19 protein-coding genes and 1 riboswitch are annotated in these 21,213 nt (G+C 45.3%); of the genes, 6 read left to right on the forward strand and 13 right to left on the reverse strand.

Going from position 1 to position 21,213, the window contains the following annotated elements:
* Nucleotides 1-219 precede the first annotated feature (219 nt).
* The 7 genes from KOE27_RS05370 to KOE27_RS05400 all read right to left on the reverse strand — a co-directional run bounded on the left by KOE27_RS05370 (nucleotide 220) and on the right by KOE27_RS05400 (nucleotide 8,024).
* Nucleotides 220-2,016, reverse strand: a complete 1,797-nt coding sequence (locus KOE27_RS05370) for an ABC transporter ATP-binding protein (protein WP_215237798.1) — start codon at nucleotides 2,014-2,016, stop codon at nucleotides 220-222.
* 74 nt (nucleotides 2,017-2,090) lie between these two features.
* The gene (locus KOE27_RS05375) at nucleotides 2,091-3,419 is read right to left on the reverse strand and encodes a DEAD/DEAH box helicase (RefSeq protein ID WP_215237799.1); all 1,329 of its coding nucleotides are present in this window, start codon (nucleotides 3,417-3,419) and stop codon (nucleotides 2,091-2,093) included.
* Nucleotides 3,420-3,585: 166 nt separating this feature from the next.
* On the reverse strand, nucleotides 3,586-4,227 hold the full coding sequence (locus KOE27_RS05380; protein ID WP_215237800.1) for a porin family protein: 642 nt from the start codon (nucleotides 4,225-4,227) through the stop codon (nucleotides 3,586-3,588).
* Between the two features lie 192 nt (nucleotides 4,228-4,419).
* Complete coding sequence (locus KOE27_RS05385; protein WP_215237801.1) at nucleotides 4,420-5,475, reverse strand: hypothetical protein; 1,056 nt, start codon at nucleotides 5,473-5,475, stop codon at nucleotides 4,420-4,422.
* A 21-nt stretch (nucleotides 5,476-5,496) separates the two neighbouring features.
* Complete coding sequence (locus tag KOE27_RS05390; protein ID WP_215237802.1) at nucleotides 5,497-6,405, reverse strand: hypothetical protein; 909 nt, start codon at nucleotides 6,403-6,405, stop codon at nucleotides 5,497-5,499.
* 1 nt (nucleotide 6,406) lies between these two features.
* Nucleotides 6,407-6,982: a phosphoribosylglycinamide formyltransferase gene (gene purN, locus KOE27_RS05395; protein ID WP_215237803.1), complete on the reverse strand. Its 576-nt coding sequence runs from the start codon at nucleotides 6,980-6,982 to the stop codon at nucleotides 6,407-6,409.
* A 160-nt stretch (nucleotides 6,983-7,142) separates the two neighbouring features.
* On the reverse strand, nucleotides 7,143-8,024 hold the full coding sequence (locus KOE27_RS05400; RefSeq protein WP_215237804.1) for a geranylgeranylglycerol-phosphate geranylgeranyltransferase: 882 nt from the start codon (nucleotides 8,022-8,024) through the stop codon (nucleotides 7,143-7,145).
* A gap of 188 nt (nucleotides 8,025-8,212) precedes the next feature.
* On the opposite strand from KOE27_RS05400, the gene bshA reads away from it, so the two are divergent.
* Both bshA and KOE27_RS05410 read left to right on the forward strand, forming a co-directional pair.
* The gene (gene bshA, locus KOE27_RS05405) at nucleotides 8,213-9,352 is read left to right on the forward strand and encodes an N-acetyl-alpha-D-glucosaminyl L-malate synthase BshA (protein ID WP_215237805.1); all 1,140 of its coding nucleotides are present in this window, start codon (nucleotides 8,213-8,215) and stop codon (nucleotides 9,350-9,352) included.
* 198 nt (nucleotides 9,353-9,550) lie between these two features.
* On the forward strand, nucleotides 9,551-9,793 hold the full coding sequence (locus tag KOE27_RS05410) for a DUF4834 family protein (protein WP_215237806.1): 243 nt from the start codon (nucleotides 9,551-9,553) through the stop codon (nucleotides 9,791-9,793).
* A 74-nt stretch (nucleotides 9,794-9,867) separates the two neighbouring features.
* Here KOE27_RS05410 and KOE27_RS05415 read toward each other — a convergent pair whose 3' ends face one another.
* The 4 genes from KOE27_RS05415 to KOE27_RS05430 form a co-directional block, all read right to left on the reverse strand.
* A complete protein-coding gene (locus tag KOE27_RS05415; RefSeq protein WP_215237807.1) occupies nucleotides 9,868-10,962 on the reverse strand; it encodes a M12 family metallopeptidase in 1,095 nt (364 codons plus the stop codon).
* Nucleotides 10,963-11,223: 261 nt separating this feature from the next.
* The gene (locus tag KOE27_RS05420; RefSeq protein WP_215237808.1) at nucleotides 11,224-12,582 is read right to left on the reverse strand and encodes a sigma-54-dependent transcriptional regulator; all 1,359 of its coding nucleotides are present in this window, start codon (nucleotides 12,580-12,582) and stop codon (nucleotides 11,224-11,226) included.
* A gap of 48 nt (nucleotides 12,583-12,630) precedes the next feature.
* Nucleotides 12,631-13,926: a voltage-gated chloride channel family protein gene (locus tag KOE27_RS05425; RefSeq protein WP_215237809.1), complete on the reverse strand. Its 1,296-nt coding sequence runs from the start codon at nucleotides 13,924-13,926 to the stop codon at nucleotides 12,631-12,633.
* 31 nt (nucleotides 13,927-13,957) lie between these two features.
* Nucleotides 13,958-14,025: riboswitch (Fluoride riboswitch) on the reverse strand.
* Between the two features lie 45 nt (nucleotides 14,026-14,070).
* A complete protein-coding gene (locus KOE27_RS05430) occupies nucleotides 14,071-15,546 on the reverse strand; it encodes an aminotransferase-like domain-containing protein (protein ID WP_215237810.1) in 1,476 nt (491 codons plus the stop codon).
* 81 nt (nucleotides 15,547-15,627) lie between these two features.
* On the opposite strand from KOE27_RS05430, the gene KOE27_RS05435 reads away from it, so the two are divergent.
* From KOE27_RS05435 to KOE27_RS05450, 4 genes are all read left to right on the forward strand, one after another.
* Nucleotides 15,628-16,260: a pyridoxamine 5'-phosphate oxidase family protein gene (locus KOE27_RS05435; protein ID WP_215237811.1), complete on the forward strand. Its 633-nt coding sequence runs from the start codon at nucleotides 15,628-15,630 to the stop codon at nucleotides 16,258-16,260.
* A gap of 122 nt (nucleotides 16,261-16,382) precedes the next feature.
* The gene (locus KOE27_RS05440) at nucleotides 16,383-17,417 is read left to right on the forward strand and encodes an aldo/keto reductase (RefSeq protein WP_215237812.1); all 1,035 of its coding nucleotides are present in this window, start codon (nucleotides 16,383-16,385) and stop codon (nucleotides 17,415-17,417) included.
* A gap of 136 nt (nucleotides 17,418-17,553) precedes the next feature.
* Nucleotides 17,554-18,045: a hypothetical protein gene (locus tag KOE27_RS05445; RefSeq protein ID WP_215237813.1), complete on the forward strand. Its 492-nt coding sequence runs from the start codon at nucleotides 17,554-17,556 to the stop codon at nucleotides 18,043-18,045.
* An 886-nt stretch (nucleotides 18,046-18,931) separates the two neighbouring features.
* Nucleotides 18,932-19,246: a hypothetical protein gene (locus KOE27_RS05450; protein WP_215237814.1), complete on the forward strand. Its 315-nt coding sequence runs from the start codon at nucleotides 18,932-18,934 to the stop codon at nucleotides 19,244-19,246.
* A gap of 7 nt (nucleotides 19,247-19,253) precedes the next feature.
* Here the strand turns inward: KOE27_RS05450 and KOE27_RS05455 are convergent, their stop codons facing one another.
* Nucleotides 19,254-20,525 carry a replication-associated recombination protein A gene (locus tag KOE27_RS05455; RefSeq protein ID WP_215237815.1) on the reverse strand — a complete coding sequence of 424 codons (1,272 nt, stop codon included), beginning with the start codon at nucleotides 20,523-20,525 and terminating at the stop codon, nucleotides 19,254-19,256.
* Nucleotides 20,526-20,623: 98 nt separating this feature from the next.
* Nucleotides 20,624-21,205 carry an RNA polymerase sigma factor gene (locus KOE27_RS05460; protein ID WP_215237816.1) on the reverse strand — a complete coding sequence of 194 codons (582 nt, stop codon included), beginning with the start codon at nucleotides 21,203-21,205 and terminating at the stop codon, nucleotides 20,624-20,626.
* Nucleotides 21,206-21,213: the final 8 nt, after the last annotated feature.

Below are 21,213 nucleotides of genomic sequence, written 5' to 3' on the forward strand. Positions count from 1 at the left end.
CCATATTTACGATGATCAGCAGCATTTGGATGTTTGGGTTGAAAAAATATTTTTGACAATCATCTGAATTATGAATGCCTAATTGTATTATTTAAATTTAATTAGCCATTTTGCTTGGTAATATTTGTAATATATATAGATTATTTGTCTGATTATTTTTTAAAAACATAATGGTTTTCAAAATAAGACATTCACAACCTGTCCTGATTTTGGAAGGCATCAGGGAGCATTTCGGTTGTCTGTTTCCCACAGTCCCACCATTTTGTCGAGGTTCAGGCTGCGGGCCGATGCATTGAAGATCTCACGGTAAACTCCATCCTGCTGATATAATTCGTTATGCGTTCCATGCTCGGCCATCCGACCTTTTTTTAACACGTAAATGTGGTCCGAATCCAGAATCTGAGACAAACTATGCGATATGATTACGACGGTTCTGCCTTTCTTGATGGCGTCCAGGCTGTTCTTTATCTGTTCGGTAGCGATCGCGTCCAGGCTTGCAGTGGGCTCATCCAGAAAAATAACAGGTGGGTTTTTGAGGAACAGCCTCGCAATAGCAATGCGTTGCTGCTGCCCGCCAGAAAGCAGTTGTGCGTCCGATGCGTACTGATGCGGTAATTCCAGTATCTGGTCGTGCAGATATGCTTTTTTAGCAGCTTCTTTAATTTCTTCTTCGGTAGCATCCATTTTTCCGTAACGGATGTTTTCTGTAACAGAGCCTTTGAAAATGTGGTTCTTCTGTAATACCATGCCGATCTGGCTCCGTAAAACAGCCAAATCATACCGGTTCAGGGGTACGCCGTCCAGCAGAATATCTCCGGAATCAGGACGGTAAAATCCGACCAGGATGTTAATCAGCGTACTTTTCCCAGCACCTGACAGCCCGACCAGCGCGGTTGTTTTTCCGGGCTCAATATGCATATCAACATTGAAAAGTGCTTTGGTGCCGTTGGGATATGTGAAAGAGATGTTCTTTAAAAGGTAATTTCCTTGGATGACTCCGGGTGCAAATTTGCCGCTTTGCTCAGTGGATGCTGCATCCAGAATATCAAAAAAACCTTCGGAGTAGGTGAGTGCATCGTTCATCTCGTCATATATCCTGTGTAACTGGCGTATGGGCGCGGACACGTTGTTGAACAGAAGGATATGGAACATAATGGCCCCGATGGACATCTGCTGATCCAGCACCAGATAGGCTGTCAGAATAATGATAAGTACCACCCCTATCTGCTCAATGAAACTTTTGATACCGTCGTAGAGGAAGTTGGTTTTGCGGGTTTTGAGCTGTGAGTCTGTCAGCTCCATCTGTGTTTGGTACTGTTTTTTCGCTTCGAAATTTTCCTGTACAAAAGACTTGATCACAATAATGGATTCGATCAGGTTGATCAGCCCGCTGCTTTTATTCTCCCGTTGCTTTTTCAACTTACGCCTGACTCCCTGTAACTCTCCTGCCTGCCTGTAACTTACCCAGAAATAAACCGGCAAAATGGCCAGTGCTATGGCTCCTACGTATACATTGGCCGAAAACATGATTCCAAGTGCTACTGCGGAATTTGCAAAAAGCGGCAGAATATCTATGAAAAAATTCTGGATGAGCTTGGTGAGGCTTTCCACACCGCGGTCAATGCGGGTCTGAAGTTTGCCTTTTTGATTGTCGTTGTCGTTAAAAAATGAAAGATCGTAGGTCAGGATACTGCCCACGGCTTCCTGTGCCAGATCGCTGGAAACACGGATCCTGATTTTTTCACCAAAGTACCGCTGCCCGAAAACAATGAGGGAGTTGACGATTTCCTTAACGAAAAGGATCAGTGATATTTGTATCAAAAGTTCCTTGCCCTGGGAAATACCCCATTTTTGGTCCAGCATGGCCTGAACCGAATCAACCGTATGCCTTAAGACCCACGGATTGACCTGAGCGGTAATGGCACCGAGTAATGTCAGGAAAAGTGCAAAGATAATCTGGCGGTAATAGGGTTTTACATACGGCTGCAAACGTTGAAATATTTCCCAGATACTCATACCTCAATTATTTTGGACGGATGGCCCAGTTTTGCTTCAATTTCCGGGCCATGGTTAAGCTGCCCGTAGCTTGTTTATTTTTTCCCAGATCGTTTGATCGGCCGGCCGTACTTTCTCATTTTTTCTTCGGCGTGGTTGCGGCGGACGTTTACTTTCTGATTCTTTGCTTTTTTTTCATGGAAGGCGGGCCCCACATCTTCCGGTTTCGGCCTTTTCGGCTCAATCGACTTCATGAAAATCTTCGGCTGTTCATCTTCAGTAAGCACTTCTGAAATTTTCAGATTTTCGGGTAATGGCAGTTCAGGAATCTGGTAATTCATCAACTCTTCAATATTATCCCTGAATTCTTTTTCCGCTTCGGTAATAAATGAAATGGCAATGCCTCTTTTATCAGCACGTCCTGTTCTTCCGATCCTGTGAATATAATTTTCAGGTGTTTCGGGAATGTCAAAGTTGATCACGTGGGATACCTCTGCCACATCCAGTCCGCGGGCAATGATATCGGTTGCAATAATGATCCTGAAATTTCCTTCCTGAAACTGCCTGACGGTATTGAATCTGTTGTTTTGTTCCTTGTTGGAATGTATTACGCCCACTTTGTTCAGGTATGCCACCTCCATTTGTGCAAAAAGCTGGTCGGCCAGCTTTTTTGTGGCGGTAAATACGAGGACTTTGGTCATATCCTCGTTTTCTTCCAGCAACAGATCCAGCAGATTTACCTTTGTATAAAAATTAGGCACCAGATAGGCTCTCTGTTCAATGTTTTCCAAGGGGGTACCGGCTGGAGCCGCCTCCACCCGCACGGGATTGTTGAAATAGGTTTTCATGAGCAGCTCCACATGCTGGGTAATGGTGGCAGAAAACAGCAGATTCTGCCGACGCTGAGGGATCAGGTCCAGTATATTGGTAAGCTGTGCCCTAAAACCCAGGTTCAGCATTTCGTCCACTTCATCAATAATCAGTTTTTTAACAGCTTTCACTTTAAGGGAGCCGTTCATGATGAGATCCACCAGGCGCCCGGGTGTGGCAACAATAATATCGGCGCCGTTTTTCACTTCGGCCATCTGAATTTTGATATTCCCTCCGCCGTAAACCCCCACCGTTTCCACGGTCATGTAAGCGCTGAGTTTTTTTGTCTCTTCCATCACCTGCACCACGAGTTCCCGTGTGGGGACAATGATCAGCAGCTGTGGCAACCTTTCTTTGGAAAACTGAAGCTGGCGCAATGAAGGCAGCAGATAGGCAAATGTTTTGCCGGTTCCGGTTTGGGCAATGCCGCAAACATCCTGTCCGGACATAGTCACAGAAAATACTTTTTGCTGTATGGTAGTGGGTGTGGTATAACCTAAATCCGCAAGTGCATTGAGCAGTGGTTTGGTCAGGTTGAGGTCTTCAAAAGTCATTACAGTTCTGATAAATAAGATACAAAGGTAAGATTTTATAGTTGGAACACCGTTTTCTCCTTTTCATAAAACAAAGCCCGGAACCTGGGGGCTATGCGCCTCGGGGTTCCGGACTTTATCTGGTTTTTATTTATTCTGAAGTGTGAATGTCAAAAATCTCAGTGGCTCATCTTGTTCTTAGCTTACCTGTTCTGCTGTTGTAAGTTCCCAGCGGGAAGCTCAACCCCACGTTAATACCCCAATTATGATTGTAAACTCTGTTATTGGGGATGCGGCTTACGTCCAGTAGGCCAAGTCCGTACCGGGCGTCCAGATTGAGCCAGATCTTATTCTGGAGCTGGTAATTAAGTCCGCCGCCAAAGGTGAGGCCAAGGTCAAAAGGGTTGTAAACAGGATCGTTCCTTTCTCCATTAATATTCTTGCCATCCTTATCAGTAGCGGCAAGAAGGAAATTGGCATTGGGGCCAAGAAACAATTTGGGTCGAAGACGGTCTCCGTACTTACCAAAAAAGAAGGTAGCCAGAAGAGGTACCTGAATATAGTGCAGGTTTACTTCGTTGGTTTTATTGTTAACCTTTGCGCCGAGCTGTGTGTACAGGAGCTGGCCGCTGAAACCAAATCCGCTCCGGGAGCTGTAGTTATAGAATCCGCCGACGGTTAGTCCGGGTTTCCAGTTGTTATTGGAGATATCTCCCCGAAAATTAGCGATTGAAACTCCCGCGATCGGGCCTATCGAGACATTCTCCTGGGCGTGTAACTGTGAGGCAATTAAAAGGCCTGTGATTAATAAAATAATGCTATTTTTCATAAGACGCTGGTGGTCGGTTTATCCAGCCTGTTTCAAATAGTATACCCGTTACACCGGTATATGGCAACAATTTGGAAGACCGCCTCAGGATCAGGCCATATTGAATGATTACAATTCTGGCACCTCGGAAATACTGAGTACTATCTTCTACATTTCGTGGGATTATTTAACAATAGCCTTCAGTAGCTTTATCTAATTCTCCGGTATCTGATAGGTTTTCAGGTAAGCCTTCAGCCGGGTGATATCCTTCCAGACGGTGATGATATGCTTAATGTTCTTGATTTCGGATTTTGCCTGGTTGACAATGCTGTTGAACTGGATATCGGCAATGTTAAAGGACTGGATATGCTGTGGCGGAATATGGCATAAGCCGGCAAGTTGGTTTTGGATCAGCACTTTTTCGTTGTCCAGATATTCCAGTTGCTGTTTCAGTGCCTTGTTATAGTAGGTAAGTTCGTTTTTGGTTAAATTTTCCAGCGTTACTTCTGCTGAATGATCCGTGACGATCTGCATTTTCAATAGTTCGAGCAGATTGTTTTTCTGATAGGCTGCCGTAATCTCCTGAATCAAAGCGGTTTTCTTAAGTTTTTCATTCTCATCTCGTTCAAGGTCGGGGTGGTAGGCTTTTACCAGATCCAGGTAAATAGATCGCACAGCGCGGCTGGTTTTATGCCTGTCGAGAATTTGTCTTGCTGCTTCTTTTTGTTCTTCTGCCTGCATCCGCCGTTTTTCGGTTTTCCAGCGCAGTTGTTCTTCTTCATCCCATTCATAGAAATTGGATGGGTCCTGGAAAGCAGTTTTGGAGTTTTGAGGCAAGTCTTCCTGGATTTCCTCCGCTGTCTCCTCGTTGCTTTCCAGTGGCTGTTTCAACAATGCCTCATAACTGATATCATTGTATTGATCAAAAACAGGGATCAGTTCTTCCACTCCCTGGCGGATCAGGTCCAGGCTGTTTTCCGAAATGAGGTAAGCAAGTTTGGTAAGATATGCCTTTCGGAGCAGGTCGCTTTTGTAGGCGCTCTCCATGATCCTGACCACTTCCACCCGGTGCGTCTGATATTCAGCAGTCAGCGGTTTCAGTTCCTGATCCGCGCGTTGCAGCAAATGGCTGAACGCACGATGAAGGTCTGCGATGGTAGCTTCTGTTTTTTCAATTGTATCAATAAGGGTATTAAATTCCTGCTGCTTTTTATTGAGAGCCGATTTCGGCTGTCCGATCCGCAGCAATGGTTGCCTGTTACTATCCAAATTTTTTAATTGTTAAGTGAACTACAAACCGAGTTCCTGATAAGAAATAAGAATTACCGCAATGACGGCAATCACCAGTCCCAGCCGGTTAAGGTTATTGAGCTTTTCCTGATATACCACCCACGCAGTAAAAGATGCCACCAGCATGGTCAGTATGTTATAAATCGGGAAAACATAAGCTGCACTGTTACCGAAAGACGAAAGCGCCTTCAGCAGAAAATAAAGAGAAAGGAAATTGGGTACTCCCAGTAACAATCCGCCAGCCACACTTTTCCAGGCAACAGTTTCTTTGTTGTAAACCACGCGCAGCAGCAACAAAATAGTACCCACCAGAATCGCCCCGGAGCAGGCTATGATCATAAAAACAGTTGTGTGCCCCGGTGCATAATAAGTGGACGACAGGTAATTGATAAGTGTATTATTGGTGCCGCTTGCAAAAAAAGTCAGAACGGGTAAGAGTACCACCATCACCGGGGTTTTCCCCGGAACCGCTATGGAGGATGCTTCTTTTTTTTGGATGGCACCTAATGCCAGCGCAAGAACGGCCAGTACCAGCCCCAGATAATTGGTACCTGTAAAAACCTTATTATTATTCTGAAACACAAACAGGCCGAAAATCACAGGAATGACCAGGGACATGTTGGCCGAGAGGGAAGAGGCCGTTACGCTTACCTTCTGCGCCGTGCGCCCGATGAGTATAAATGCAATCACAAACAGGATTCCGAGCGCCAATGTGAGCAATGTACCTGTTGAGGACCAGCTTACTTCTGTAAAAACGCGGAGGTCAGGCGTTAGCACCAGCCCCGTCAGGACACAGGAGTAATAGTTGAAAACTACCGCATGAAAAGAATTTACCCCATAACGCGGATAGGCCCTCATGATGAGGTAAAGCGCTACGGTAAACAAAACGGCAAGGAAGAAATAGAGCATGTTACCTGGTCGACTCGGTGATGACCTTATCAATCACTTCGGGGTAGTGCGCATGTTCAAGCACCTGTACCTTGCTTGCCACGTCGTCGGGGCTGTCGGTTGGTGTTATCTCGCAGCTTGCCTGGAAAATGATGTTACCTTCATCGTAAAACTCGTTCACAAAATGGATCGTTATGCCCGATTCCCGCTCTCCGGCGGCTACTACGGCCTCATGCACAAAATGCCCATACATGCCTTTCCCTCCATATTTAGGTAAAAGAGCTGGGTGGATATTGACCATTTTGCCGGGGTATGCCTCCACCAGAAACGGCGGAATTAGCATCATAAAACCTGCCAGAACGATGAAGTCAATCTTTTGATTTTTTAATAAATCAAGTATTTTTTCGGATTCATAAAAACTCTTGCGATCAAAAACAACCGAAGGGATATGGAATTTCCGGGCTCTGGCAATAACGCCTGCCTGCGGATTATTGGTCAGGATGAGGGATACTTCCACATCCGTTCTTCCTTCAAAATAAGAACAGATCTTTTCGGCGTTGGAACCTGAACCTGAGGCAAAAATGGCAATTCTTTTCATGAATGATTTATATGAAATCCAAAACAGCAATATCCGAACCTTGATCGGGGGAAGGTTATTCTTTAGATTACAAAGCTATGAAGAAAACGGCTTTCACCAGCAGGTATCTTGTATTTGGGGCAACCGGGAATTGATAAGTACTGTACCGCGTGCAAATGACTCACGCAACCAGCATGGTCATCAGGCCCAGCAGCATGATGATCTTGCTGATACTGCTGATTTTTCGGAAATCCTTTTTAGTATCGGCTTTGGTAAGGCGGAAGGTGAGCCAACCCAAAGGCAGGAGGAGCATAAAGAACAGGATTAAAAGCAAACGGTTTTCCAAAGCGCTGGCCATGCTGAATAAAACCACCACAAAAAAACCGACTACAATGTAAAGGAACGTTTTGGTCCTTCTGATTCCCCAGATAATCGGGAGGGTCCGGCAGCCATGCGCTGCGTCTCCCCGGATATCTTCCATATCCTTGACCACTTCCCGGATGAGTGAGATAAAAAAAGAGAATATGGCGTAAATAAGTACCAGATGACGATTGGCTGGATAATGGACAGTCAGGATCAGTAACGACAAGCCGGTCAGCAGCGAAACAATAAAATTCCCGATAAAAGGCAGGCGTTTAAATCTTTCAGAGTAAAACCACAGCAGGGTGATGGAAAATACATTGACCAGGAAAATCCATGGACTGACGACCATCCCCAGTGCTGCTCCTAATACATTGAAGACCTGGTGCGCTCCCATAGCCCATCGCCTTTTGAGGTAACGACCCACCACCACGCGTTCGGGCTTGTTGACAATATCTATTTTGATATCGAAATAATCGTTGATGATGTATCCTGCTGCTGCTATAAAAACCGTTGACAGCGAGAGAAAAAACATGTCATAATCGGTGATGATCTGCTTCCAGTTTTCTTTCGGCCCGATCAGGAGGATACGCGTCAAATACTGCGTCAGCGCAACAATCACCAGGTTTGTCATCCTGACAAGGCGTACGCTTCCGGCAATATAATCCCTGATTCTTGCTTTGGATCGGGCAGACACATTCATTCGGTTTGTGGGAGGTAATTTGGCTGGTTCCAACATTAAAGTTATTCAACTTTAATCTATAAATCGAATTTTAGGAGTTTTCTGTTCCTTTTGGGATTAAAAAATAATGTTTTGTGTTATCTGGCTACACAGTAATACAGGGAGGTTCCATCCCTGATCAGATTTGTATTTATCTTAGATCATAATTTATGAAAATAGGAATTGTATGTTACCCTACTTTCGGAGGAAGTGGTGTGGTAGCTACCGAACTTGGCAAAGCACTGGCGAAAGCAGGCCACCAGGTTCACTTCATTACATATTCACAGCCGCAAAGACTTGATTTTTTTAACGAAAATTTATATTATCACGAGGTAAATATCCCTGCTTATCCTTTGTTTCAGTACCCACCATACGAGTCGGCTCTGTCCAGTGCTATGGTGCATGTGGTGGCAAGTGCAGGGTTGGACCTCTTGCACGTGCATTATGCTATTCCGCATGCGTCTTCGGCCTACCTTGCCAAGCAGATACTCGCTCAGCAGGGTATTCATATCCCGGTCATTACAACGCTGCACGGTACGGATATCACCCTGGTCGGGAAAGATGAATCCTATGAACCGGTTGTTACGTTCAGTATCAACCAGTCGGATGGGGTTACTACCGTTTCTGACTCACTTCGAAAAGATACCTACGCGCATTTTAATATTACCAGGGATATTGAGGTGATTCCCAATTTTATAGACCTGGAAAGATTCAACCGGCAGAAAAAGGATCATTTTAAACTGGCCATTTGTCCGAACAATGAAAAGCTGATTGTACATACTTCAAATTTCAGAAAAGTAAAGCGGATTGATGATGTGGTACTGGTTTTTGATAAGCTCCGCAAAATAACGCCAAGCAAGCTGCTGCTTGTAGGAGATGGTCCGGAGAGGGCACGGATCGAGCGTTTGTGCAAGGATCTGGATATGTTGTCGGATGTTCGCTTTTTGGGCAAACTTGATGCCATAGAAGAGGTGCTTTCTGTTGCTGACCTTTTTCTGATGCCATCCGAGTCGGAAAGTTTTGGTCTGGCGGCGTTGGAGGCTCTCGCCTGCGAAGTACCGATCATCACTTCAAATGCCGGTGGACTTCCCGAGTTGAATGTGCAGGGCTATTCGGGTTTTATGAGTAACGTTGGTGATGTAGATGACATGGTACGCCACGCTGCTTACATACTAGATGATTCCAATTTGCAGACATTTAAGGAAAATGCGCTGGCAAGGGCCAAGGAATTTGATGTGGCAAAAATATTGCCCCAGTATGAAGCCTACTACGAAAAAGTAGTTGAAAACTCCAAAGCGATGGCTTTGTAAAACGGAAATGTGCTAAGCTTGTGCAAAATGAAATAAACGAAAGTGGTGTGGTACGAAATCCTTTTTCCTTTATATCACCGGTTGTCACTCTTTTTGTCCATCAGGCCAGTCGGACAGATCGTTCCTCAGGTTTTCTTTCAATTCTACGCGATATATATTAAGTTTACGTTATTGAAAGAGGTTATAAACATGTGAAAAATGAAGCTGGTATTTAATATTCTCATCATATTTTTTCTTTTGATTGCCTTTGTGCCCATCTTCAGGCGATTTATCTTCCATTTACTGGTAGGGCGCCAGCTGGTCAAAGAGCAAAAGCGGCAGTTCAGGGCGGAGCAGGAAAGAGCACGTAAGCCAGGTGTCAGGGTTGATAGTGTTCCTCCGGACGCCAATCAATCCCGGTTTAAAGGGGGAGAATATGTTGATTACGAAGATATAAAGTAATCCTCGTACATATCAGAAATGAAGGAAGCCCGGTTCGCCGGGCTTCCTGTTTTTTAATGAAGTAAATCATTCCGTTAATAGACCATCACCGATCCGCTTCCTTCCCTTTCTGCATAATATAACCGGAGCCTGACGATGTATTCACGTCCTTTGATGAGCCTGATATTAATTTTTGAATTGAAATCGGTACCGCTGTCGTCGTCGCCTGAGAGATATACCTCGCCTCCGGCGGTTCTTTCAAAGAGTACCATGACGGTATCCATCGCACCGAAGGTTTCTATCTTGTATTTTCTGGAAGTCAGCGGCTTGAAGACAAAATTCTTTTGCTGGCCCGCTTTAATATCCAGTACCTGGGATTGCGAAACCTTCATTTCGATATAATCAGCGGCCACCAGCGGCGGATAAAATTTTCTGACAAATTCTTTATCCTTTGCCGACAGACCACCGGCCGGGTTGATACCATTACGGAATTCCGCCGGTTCTTTGATCATCCCCGGACCAAAGGGGTAATGCATTACCGAATTGGGGTCGTGAGTAGAGCCTTCTACCTCAGTCGGCGATAGCTTACGGATAATATTATGAAAAGTCGTTTCACGCGACCAGCTGTTTGGTGGTTGTGCCAAAGAAGCATATACAGCCTCTTCATCCCACACAATACCCGCAAACGGGTTCTGGTGCTCATGTGGGGCTCCCAGCGTGTGGCCTATTTCGTGTATGGCAGTATCCATTTCATGAGTAATATCCCAACCGAAATTCATGGTCCTTTCGTCAGGTGAGGGTACCAGGTCAATCACATCACGGCCCACATACGACCAGGACCCGTCACCTGGCAAAAAACCTATTCTTATCTCTGCTTCGTTCCGGTCCGTTGTTTCGCCAAATTCCAATCCAATTCCAAGGTTCTTCCAAGCAGCAAAAGCATCTTTTACGACATTTTTCTGGGTTGTAGTTCCTTTCCAGTTTGCAGGGGAGCCGTCGGTACTGCCGTTATAAAAGTAGTATTTAAGTTTGGTGCCATTGGCCCATTTTTTCCGGGTCATCACGATCATGTGCGACCGCATTCCGCTTACATCCGGCGGAAGCTGAACGGGCGGCACGTTGACCATCGTGCAGTAATGCGGGGATGTTTCGTTTTCAACGATACTTGCAGGGGTGTCTTTTTTTGCCATGGTTTCTTGATTTTAGATGTTGAAACGGGATGTAAATAACAACGGGTAATACTGTTTTGGTATCTCTAAGATATTTGATTATCAGGTAGATATTGTTACCGTACAGTAATTTGCCATGGGATGTCGCTGCATACCATCGGGCTTGCCTGTAAAAGTATACGAGGGAGGTACTGCCAAAACAGGATTCTTAGCGGAGCGAAGTTACCGACTTGTATTTTGCCCGACCACCGCCGTCCCGGTGCAGATAAAAGGCAAGGGTTTTTATCCCGGGAAGTTTTGATTAAGCTTGTATTCTTCAATTTTGCGGTAGAGGGTAGCAATTCCCATTTCCAGCAGACGTGCAGCTTCCGCTTTGTTGCCTCTGGTGTAATTGAGTACCTTTTGAATATGGAGCTTTTCTACGCTGTTCATGGCAAATGCGGAGAGAGGGGATCCGGCACTGGCTTTTTTCTGAGTCAGTTCATAAGGCAAGGTGCCGGTATCAAGCTCCTCCGAATCGGTGAGGATAACGCTCCTTTCAATTACATTTTTCAGTTCGCGGATATTTCCCTGCCAGTAATTGTTTTCAAGGGTAGTAACATACTCGGGAGATAAGCCTTTGATTTTCTTGCCAATTTTCAATCCGATACTCAGTGCAAAACTTTCGGCCAGAGGTTTAATATCTTCTTTTCTTTCGCGTAGGGCTGGAATATTAATCTGAAATGCAGACAGCCGGTAAAAAAGGTCGCTCCGGAAAGTGCCATTTTTTATTTCTTCTTCAAGATTTCTGTTCGTAGCCGCAATCACACGGACATCCACTTTGGTAATCTTGCTGTCGCCCACTTTTATAAATTCCCCTGATTCCAGTACGCGTAAAAGTTTCGCCTGAAGATCCATTGCCATTTCCCCGATTTCGTCCAGGAATATGGTACCGTTGTGTGCCTCTTCAAATAGCCCTTTTTTGTCTTTCAAAGCTCCGGTATAGGCACCGGCCTTGTGCCCGAACATTTCACTTTCCAGTAAGTCCTTGGAAAAGGCGGAGCAATTAACGGCCACGAAAGATTTGGAGTTTCTTCTGCCTGCCAGGTGAATAGCCTGTGCAAAAACCTCTTTTCCGGTACCTGTTTCGCCCAGAAGCAAAACGCTGGTATCAGTGGGTGCCACCTTTTTCGCCAGTGTTACAGTTTCCTGAAATCTTTTGGAACGGCCGATGATATGGTCGAAAGAATATTTTTTACCCAGCTGTTTTTCCAGACTGTTGAGACGCTTGTTAAGGTCAACTTTTTCAGCTGCTTTATAAATCAGCGGGATGATACGGCTGTTGTCGTCTCCTTTGGTGATGTAGTCAAACGCTCCATTTTTAATTGCCTGCACACCATCGGCTATGTTTCCGTAAGCAGTGAGCAAAATCACTTCTATATGAGGATACCTCGTTTTGATAGTACCAGCGGTTTCGACACCATTGCCGTCCGGCAGTTTTACATCGCAGAGTACTATGTCCACATCGGTTTTTTCCAGTATTTTTAATCCCGACCGGATATCTCCGGCCTCCAGAACTTCGAAGCCTTCAAGTTGTATGATCCTTGCAAGCAGGCCGCGCAGTTTGGCTTCGTCATCAATGATCAGGATTCTTTTTGTCATTTTTGATTATAATATATACCTGAGAGATACAGACATCATTCGGTTGGGCTATAGTTTCTCTGGCTTGTTTCTAATAGCCGATAATGTTTTTCCCTCTTTCCTTCCAAAAAGCAAATGTTTCGGTTGCCCTATAACCTGTGCACCATAAATGCCGCGGTTGCCTGAAAAAAAATAAGCTGTTACGCAGGCCAGTGCAACAAAAGTACCACATTCTGCCCCGAAAAGCTCCATTGCCATCAAAGTACAGGCCAGAGGTGTATTGGCAGCTCCGGCAAAAACTGCTACGAAACCCATTCCTGCCAGCAGCCCGGTTGGTAATGGAATAATGGCGGACAGGGCATTTCCCAATGTTGCCCCGATGAAAAACAGCGGTGTAACTTCTCCGCCTTTGAAAGCGGCCCCTAAGGTCACCGCAGTAAAAAGTATTTTAAGGACAAAGTCGTAAGCGGGCAATGGCTGGCTGAAGGATTCGACTATCACAGGGACACCCAGCCCGATATATCGGGTAGTATCCATCAGCCATACAGCAGAGACCACGATAATTCCTCCTGCCACAGGCCGCAGGGGTGGGAATTTTATACTGGCCTTAAAAAATGAACCGATGCGGTGCGTGAGTTCTGTGAAGAATATAGAGCAGATACCAAAGATACTACCGGCAATGATTGCCCAGAGAATGTGTACCGTATTGTAATCCGGCATAACGGGGATATGGTAGTGGGTATGCCCCACCTGCCATGCGCGGGTGGTGAGGTCCGCGCATATAGAAGCTGCAAAGGCCGGGAAAAGTGCATCATACCGTAACCGGCCGATCAGGAAAACCTCCAGCCCGAAAACGGCCCCGGCCAGCGGCGTCCCGAACACGGATCCAAAACCGGCGGCTATACCGGCCACCAGGATTAATTTCCTATCCCTTGGTCTCAGTTTTAGAATGCTGGTCAGCTGGTCAGCTATGGAACCTCCCATTTGCAGGGCTGTTCCTTCTCTTCCTGCAGAGCCTCCGAACAGGTGCGTGGCAATGGTACCGATGAGAACAAACGGGGCCATTTTCACGGGGATTATCTTGGAGGGACGGTTGATGTTTTCCAGCAAAAGATTATTTCCGGCCTCTACCTCTTTGCCAAAATAATGATACATCATTCCAATAGCAAAACCTGCGGCGGGCAACAAAATGATAACCCATCGATGATTTTCCCGGAAGTTCGTAGCCCAATCAAGAGAAATCAGAAAAAAGGCAGATGCCGAACCAACGACTATACCAACAGCCGCTGAAATGAACAGCCAGCGCAGAATAAAAAAGGCAACAGGAAAAGCTCTGAATAATTTAGAAACAAATGATAACTTCATAAAAACACCTATTTAAGGTAACAGAAAATGAACCTAAATAGGCGCCATCATCCCTGAGCAGGGCGGTTTCAGCAGGAAGACACCATTTCCTGTAATACTGCAAATATAATAATTAATTGTACCCCGGGTCGTATCAGAAAGGTTTTATGACTTAAACTTAATCAGTTGTTCAAGAATTGCTACTGAATGCTCCAGCTCATCAGGGTTGGAAGATGCGAAACCGAGCCGTGTCGCTGCCTGTGAGGTACCCGGTATATCAAACAGGCTTCCGTCGGCAAAATAAAGGCCTTTTCTCAATGCCTGTGAAGCTACCTTTACCAGATCAATGTTTTTATCGAACCTGGTCCACACGGCCATGCCTCCATCCGGTACCTCAAATTCGAGGTAGTCATCTAGTTTATCTTTCAGTAATGAGCAGAACAAATCGCGGCGTTGACGATAAGTTCGCAGCGACTTTCGCAAATGGCGCTGGATGATCCCATTTTGCAGGAGTTCGGCTATGGCATTTTCCAGGATTGTATCGCCCTGCCGGTCAATCATCCGACGAAGTTTGGAAAAACAGGTAATCACATCGGCAGGTCCCACAAGGTACCCAACCCTGAAGGCCGGGGAGATGGTTTTGGTAAAAGAACCGCAGTAAAGTACCATACCGGCCCGGTCTGCACCCGCAAGTGGCAACAACGGCTTGCTTTGGTAGTGAAAGTCGTAATCATAGTCGTCCTCAAAGATAATAAAGCCATACTGCCCGGCCAGCTGCAAGAGTTTAACACGCCTGTCGGCTCGTAAAGCCACGGTGGTTGGATAATGATGGTGAGAGGTTATATATACCATCCTGATGGTGTGTTGCTGGCATTGCTTTTCCAGTTCGTCTACGTCGATGCCATAACTGTCAACCGGAATCTTCAGGAAATGCGCACCGGCTTGTTGGAAATTGATGGTAGCGCCACTCCAGCCAGACTCCCCGACAGCAACATAATTTCCTGGTTCGATCAGCGCTGTACTCGCCAGGTGAAGCCCCATCATGGTACCTCTTACGATCAGAATGTTGTCCAGGGTGGTGTGCAGGCCGCGGGTTTGGTTAAGGTAATCCGACAGCTCGTGACGGAGCCAGTGGGATCCCCTGGTGTCGCCATACCCTAGTTTCTCATAGATGTTTCCGGTCATGAGCTGTGTTCGGTATGCCCGTGAAAGCTCTTCCAGCGGAGCAATTCTGACGTCCGGAAAACCATCGTCCAGGTGATAAGGAGAATGGATCCTTAATACAGGCCTGTTCAGGAAGTCCGGCGTTTTAAAAGCGAATCCGGCATTGATATTTTGACTTTTCCCCGTTCCTATTTTGTCACCTGCATCGGGCTGGAACCGGGGTATGTGCGACGCAACAAAGGTACCATTCCCGGTTTTGCTTTGCAGCCATCCCTGTGCCAACAGCTCGTCATAGGCGAGTACAACAGTCCTCCTATTGAGATGGAGCAGCTCAGCAAGCTGCCTGCTGCTGGGCAGGCGCTGAGCAGGTAGTAAAATTCCGGTTCGTATGAGTTCACTTATTTGCGTGGCTATCTGAAGGTACAGAGCTTGTTTCGCGGGTTTGTCAAGATGAATCAGCGATGCTAACGCTTGCATATTATTGGTCTATCAGAATTTTAAAAATTGGATCATTTTAGTAATCCAATAAACATAGAATTTTGTAAAAAACAAAAAACTATGACATCCATTCCACCGTACCTGATACCCAGTCGTTCTGCCAAACGTGCGCATTACGATCCGGCTGTTCTTCATTCTATTCTGGACGAAGCCCTGGTGTGTACTATCAGCTATTCTGTTGATAATATGCCATTTATGATCCCTACTGCATTTGTGCGGCATGAAAACAAAATATACATTCACGGATCTGTTGGCAGTCATTTCCTTCGTGAGATTGAAAAAGGAATTCCGGTTTGCATATCTGTAACGCTTATCGACGACCTGGTGGTAGCAAAATCCGCTTTTTCTCACTCGGTCAATTACCGTTCTGTTATTATTTTTTCCAAGGCTGAGAAAATAGAAGATTTCGATCTTAAAACTGCGGCCTTTGAATGGCTTACCGACAAAATGGTTCCGGGGAGCTGGGAGTACCTGCGTCCGATGAAACAAAACGAGGTGAATAAAACGATGGCACTGGCATTTTGTATTGATGAGGCATCTGCCAAGATCCGTACGGGAATGCCAAAGGACGAACCGGAAGATCTGGAGTTGCCGATATGGTCGGGACTTATCCCGGTAAGTGCCAAAAAACAGGCTCCGGTTCCCGATGAGTCAAGCGCAGGCATCCCATTGCCAAAGCACTTGAGGTACTGAATCGTCTTGAAATGCGGTTAATTTAAATCTTCTGATCATTTATTGTTTTGTAGTTCGTGATACCAAGACTACCTTAGCAGGTATAAGTTTTGATAAATACCTTTAAACCGGCTAAGCGTTATATGGAATACAGACAACTAGGGGCCTCCGGATTGAGGGTTCCCGTTTTGAGCTTTGGAACAGGTACTTTCGGTGGCACAGGCAACTTTTTTAAAGCCTGGGGTAATACACAGGTGGATGAAGCAACCAGGATGGTTAATTTGTGCCTGGACGCCGGATTGACACTCTTTGATACTGCCAATGTATACTCTCAGGGGCTCAGCGAAGAAATTCTGGGCAAAGCTATCACAGGTTTAAGAGATAAGGTATTGCTTTCGACAAAAGCAACTTTCAAAATGGGAGCGGGGCCGAATGATTTCGGTTCTTCCCGCTTTCATATTACCAAGGCCTGTGAAGACAGTTTGAAAAGGCTCAACACTGATTATGTGGATATTTATCACATGCATGGGTTTGATGGTATCACACCGGTTGAAGAAACACTGAGTGCTCTCAACGATCTGGTGCAAAGCGGAAAGGTGAGGTATATAGCCTGTTCCAACTTCTCTGGCTGGCATCTGATGAAATCATTGTCGGTATCGGAGCGCTATGGCTGGTCAAGATATGTGGCCCATCAGGCACATTACTCACTTCTGAGTAGGGAATTTGAGTGGGAACTGATGCCCCTTGCACTGGACCAGAAAGTTGGCACCATTGTATGGAGTCCGTTATCCGCCGGCAGGCTGGGAGGGAAGTACAGGCGTGGAGAGCCGCTTCCTGCGGAGGGGCGTATTGCACAGGGAGGCGGCGAAGGGCCTGCTATCCCGGAAGATTTCTTTTATCATATTATTGATACACTGGATGAAATTGCCGTTGAGACCGAAAAAACGGTAGCACAGGTTGCCCTCAATTGGGTTATACAGCGCCCTACAGTAAGTAACGTGGTGATTGGTGCGAGAAACGAAGAGCAGCTTAGGCAAAATTTGGGTGCAGTTGGGTGGAAATTATCTGTAGATCAGATCAAAAGGCTTGATCAGGCGAGCGAAAAGGCGCCGGTATATCCTTATTGGCATCAAAGAAAAAATCCGGACTTAAATCCTTTGCCGGAATTTTACAGATAGTAGGGTGGTACGTGAAGCTAGGTTATCTTTTGAATGCAGGACAAACAGTATTTATTTTAGACTAAGGGTTTAATTCTTTCGCTATTATTGATAAAATTGTCAATCCTTTATAGGTCGATACTTAACTTTTCCGGAAATGCCTCGAAGAAGAAACGCCAGGTTAAAAAAGAAGATAATTACAGCTGTTAAATGGTTGAGTGCGATTTTGCCCGTTGTGACATTCGTTTATATACTTTATTACTATCACCAGTTTGATTTTCTTTTCAAACAGGACGGGAAAGTGGTTAAAACGGTTGTATTGAATGAAGCCGGTTCGGGAGGCCAGTCGCAGAACGTGGCTACAGAAGTTTTAAAACAAGTAAAAGTGGCCTCTAATGAGTGGCATAGTGTGGGTGGGATAGCTGTCCATGATGTTACCATTGAAAATAATAGCGATCAGGCGCTTACAGGTGTTGAGATAGAGTTTAAATACCTGTCGGAGACGCAATCAGTACTCACCACGAAGGTGATAACCATTAAGTCTGCACTGCCAGCTAAAAAGGTTACCAAAGTGCCCGAAGTGAGTGTGGGGTATATTAACCGGTCTGTAACAGGCTGTGACACACGGATAATAAGAGCGTTTTACTAATATATTTTCACAGGATTATTTGTTCGGCCTTTTACGAATGTCTGGTACGGTTTTTTAATAATCAGGACATTGTAGAATCTAACAGAGAAGGCTATGGCAAGTGTAATGGAATCCGCTTTATTTGTGCTGCCCTATTTTTTGCTTTTTATTTTTGCATTGGCGTTTGGTGCGGCTTTTTGGTTGTTGTACAGTTTATCCAAGTCAGACAGTTCTTCACGAAGTTCGGGTTACGCTTCCTATTTCCGGAAGCGGCATACACACAAGTTTGCGTAGGTTACCTAAATTCCTTTTTTACGTCTCATTCACAGAATTACTTATACTGGTATAAAAAACATCCCTGAGGCAATGCCACGGGGATGTTCGATTTTACTCAACGTTATGAGAACCATTTTACTGGTTTTCAGATACAAAGATAATTAATTCTTTAATAGAAACTATGGGTTCAGGCCATTTAAATTGGCTGGATTCCTGGAGTTTAAGAAAGCAGAGCCCCCCTTTTTTGGACAAGATTAGTAAACGGAGGATTGTCACTCGTTTATTTTTCATCCATTATGATCATCGTTCTCCCTGCAAGGCGTAAACAGAAAGTTTATGGGAGGAATGAAAATAATTCTTCGCTTAATCAATGAAGTAACACTGTCCAGGCGTAATAACACTTTTTAAGAGGGGCGCATCAGAAATATAGATTAAATTTGTAGAATTAGTTTTCTAAATTTATTTAGGCGGTTATACTATTTTGACCCAATGCTTATTCTAGGGCCCCTATTTTATCAGCAGGGTCTTTCGATCTGATTATTAGGCAGAAAGAAGTTTTTTTCTAGAATTTATTCGATTATCTTTGTCCAAATTCACTATGCTCCTGTATCTTACATTTGATTCCTGATTCATGAGAACCAAAGCTGATATTATTCAGAAGTATGCCCTATTCGGTTCCCCTCTCAGAGGTACAGAGAAGGTGGAAAATGCTTTGAAGCAGCTCCTGGATGAAATGCAGACCCCTGAAAATATTCATAAACTGGGTGAGGCTATCGGGTTGGAATGGAATTCCTCTGAGGATAATGTAGCCGCACTCAGGAAAACTTTCAACAGGGCGGACAGGTTTGAAGGTTCCCGGTTAAAAAAGGAGAATATCAAGCCCAGAAAGTCCTCCAAAGTTAAGGTTAAGGCTTCTCCTGCTCCCGAAGGTAACACAGTGGACTAAGCATGCCTTAGTACTTGTACCAATCTCCCCACCATTGTCTCAGTTTTTTCCTTAATTCTTCCTCCTTGGCATTCAGGCCGGGTTCATAAAATTTGGTGCCCTTTATTTCATCAGGTAAGAAGTCCTGGACAGTAAAATTATGAGGGAAGTCATGCGAATATTTGTAGTCCTTTCCGTAGCCTATTTGTTTCATCAGCTTGGTAGGAGCGTTTCTCAAATGCAACGGGACCGGTAAATGGGCCGTATTTTTGGCAACCGCCAGTGCATCGTCAATGGCAACGTAACTGGCATTGCTTTTGGGCGAAGTGGCCAGGTAAATTGCTACCTGGGAAAGAATAATCCGGCATTCAGGATATCCTATAACATTCACGGCCTGCATGCAGGCGTTAGCCATGATAACAGCCGTGGGGTTAGCATTCCCGATGTCTTCAGATGCCATGATCAGCATGCGGCGGGCTATAAAAGCAGGATCTTCGCCTGCCACTATCATACGAGCCATCCAGTAAACAGCGCCGTTGGGGTCACTGCCGCGCAGCGATTTGATGAATGCCGAAATGATGTCATAATGCTGTTCCCCTGACTTGTCGTACCGGGCTATATTCTGTTGTGCCACCTCCGTTACGTATTCGTCGGTAATGACAATTTCAGGAACTTCACCTTTGCCCAGAACCACCAGCTCCAGAAGATTCAGGAGTTTTCTGCCGTCGCCTCCCGAAATGCGGAACAGGGCGTCGTATGACTCAAAACTAATATGCTTAGATTTCAGCCATTCATCCTTCTCAAGAGCTCTTTGGATGAGTGCAGTCAGTTCATCTTGCCCGAAAGCTTCCAGGATATATACCTGGCATCGCGACAATAGTGCCGAATTGATTTCAAAGGAAGGGTTTTCGGTGGTTGCACCGATTAGCGTAATTTTTCCTTTTTCAACGGCTCCCAAAAGTGCATCCTGCTGTCCTTTGTTATAGCGGTGGATTTCGTCAATGAAGAGGATAGGTGGGAAAAGGCCTGAGGGCCGGGATAGAATCTCTCTGAGCTCTTTGACTCCGGAACTGATAGCGCTCAGGTTGTAAAATTGCCTTTTGGTAACCTCTGCAATCAGTAAGGCCAGTGTTGTTTTCCCAACTCCCGGCGGGCCCCATAATATAATAGAGGGTACTGTGTTCTGCAATATGGCTCTTCTCAGAGGTCCGTTGGGACCCAGCAGTTTTTCCTGGCCAACATAATCATCCAGGGTGCGGGGTCTGAGGCGTTCGGCGAGCGGTGTGGTTAATGATACCATTCAAAAGATTGAGATGAAAAATCCTTCTACAAATTTTAACAAAAAAAGCGTGGCTAAGTTCTCGCCACGCTTTTTTTGTTAAAATTGAAAGGTTTTGTTCAGAAGGTCAGCCGTTCCAGTGTCATCTGTTTTTTCAGGTTCCCCAGTGCACCAAAAACAAGATTGTAAACCGACTGAATATTGATTTTCATAAGGTCAGCGATCTCATGATTATTCAGGTTCATATAAAACTTAAGAAAAATTGCTTCCCGCTGGCGCCTTGGAAGGCTGTTTATAGCCACATTGAGGTGCTGATTGGTGGAGTCAAACTCTTCCTCGGAAATCAGATGATTTTCGTGTGAAGGGGTGTTGATATGCCAGTACTCCACGGGAATATCCTCGTTGCTGGTATGCTTTTGCTGTGCGTTCAGATGGCGTACGAGTTTTCTCTTGATGGATGCCATAAGATAAAACCGGACAGAAGTGGTATCACCCAGTGTTGTCCGGTTTTTCCATAATTCAACGAATAAATCGTGAATACAATCTTTAATGAGTGGCTTGTCAATGGTGAACTGCGAACAATACTGGTAAAGAATGTGGACGTAAGAGCGGTACAGGCAGGCGTAGGCATTTTCATCGCCTTTTCTAAACTGATCCCAAAAGCTGAGTTCTTCTTCTTGTTTGTAGCGTAAGTGAGCCATTTTAAGGT

The organism is Dyadobacter sp. CECT 9275, from assembly GCF_907164905.1.
Classification (GTDB): Bacteria; Bacteroidota; Bacteroidia; order Cytophagales; family Spirosomataceae; genus Dyadobacter; species Dyadobacter helix.

Bases quoted from the DNA above. Each gene is read 5' to 3' on its own strand.
- KOE27_RS05425 (WP_215237809.1), bottom strand. From the start codon at position 13,926: ATGAAGTTATCATTTGTTTCTAAATTATTCAGAGCTTTTCCTGTTGCC.
- KOE27_RS05430 (WP_215237810.1), bottom strand. From the start codon at position 15,546: ATGCAAGCGTTAGCATCGCTGATTCATCTTGACAAACCCGCGAAACAA.
- KOE27_RS05445 (WP_215237813.1), top strand. From the start codon at position 17,554: ATGCCTCGAAGAAGAAACGCCAGGTTAAAAAAGAAGATAATTACAGCT.
- KOE27_RS05440 (WP_215237812.1), top strand. From the start codon at position 16,383: ATGGAATACAGACAACTAGGGGCCTCCGGATTGAGGGTTCCCGTTTTG.
- KOE27_RS05400 (WP_215237804.1), bottom strand. From the start codon at position 8,024: ATGAATGTGTCTGCCCGATCCAAAGCAAGAATCAGGGATTATATTGCC.
- KOE27_RS05375 (WP_215237799.1), bottom strand. From the start codon at position 3,419: ATGACTTTTGAAGACCTCAACCTGACCAAACCACTGCTCAATGCACTT.
- KOE27_RS05380 (WP_215237800.1), bottom strand. From the start codon at position 4,227: ATGAAAAATAGCATTATTTTATTAATCACAGGCCTTTTAATTGCCTCA.
- purN (WP_215237803.1), bottom strand. From the start codon at position 6,982: ATGAAAAGAATTGCCATTTTTGCCTCAGGTTCAGGTTCCAACGCCGAA.
- KOE27_RS05390 (WP_215237802.1), bottom strand. From the start codon at position 6,405: ATGCTCTATTTCTTCCTTGCCGTTTTGTTTACCGTAGCGCTTTACCTC.
- KOE27_RS05420 (WP_215237808.1), bottom strand. From the start codon at position 12,582: ATGACAAAAAGAATCCTGATCATTGATGACGAAGCCAAACTGCGCGGC.
- KOE27_RS05455 (WP_215237815.1), bottom strand. From the start codon at position 20,525: ATGGTATCATTAACCACACCGCTCGCCGAACGCCTCAGACCCCGCACC.
- bshA (WP_215237805.1), top strand. From the start codon at position 8,213: ATGAAAATAGGAATTGTATGTTACCCTACTTTCGGAGGAAGTGGTGTG.
- KOE27_RS05460 (WP_215237816.1), bottom strand. From the start codon at position 21,205: ATGGCTCACTTACGCTACAAACAAGAAGAAGAACTCAGCTTTTGGGAT.
- KOE27_RS05370 (WP_215237798.1), bottom strand. From the start codon at position 2,016: ATGAGTATCTGGGAAATATTTCAACGTTTGCAGCCGTATGTAAAACCC.
- KOE27_RS05415 (WP_215237807.1), bottom strand. From the start codon at position 10,962: ATGGCAAAAAAAGACACCCCTGCAAGTATCGTTGAAAACGAAACATCC.
- KOE27_RS05435 (WP_215237811.1), top strand. From the start codon at position 15,628: ATGACATCCATTCCACCGTACCTGATACCCAGTCGTTCTGCCAAACGT.
- KOE27_RS05450 (WP_215237814.1), top strand. From the start codon at position 18,932: ATGAGAACCAAAGCTGATATTATTCAGAAGTATGCCCTATTCGGTTCC.
- KOE27_RS05410 (WP_215237806.1), top strand. From the start codon at position 9,551: ATGAAGCTGGTATTTAATATTCTCATCATATTTTTTCTTTTGATTGCC.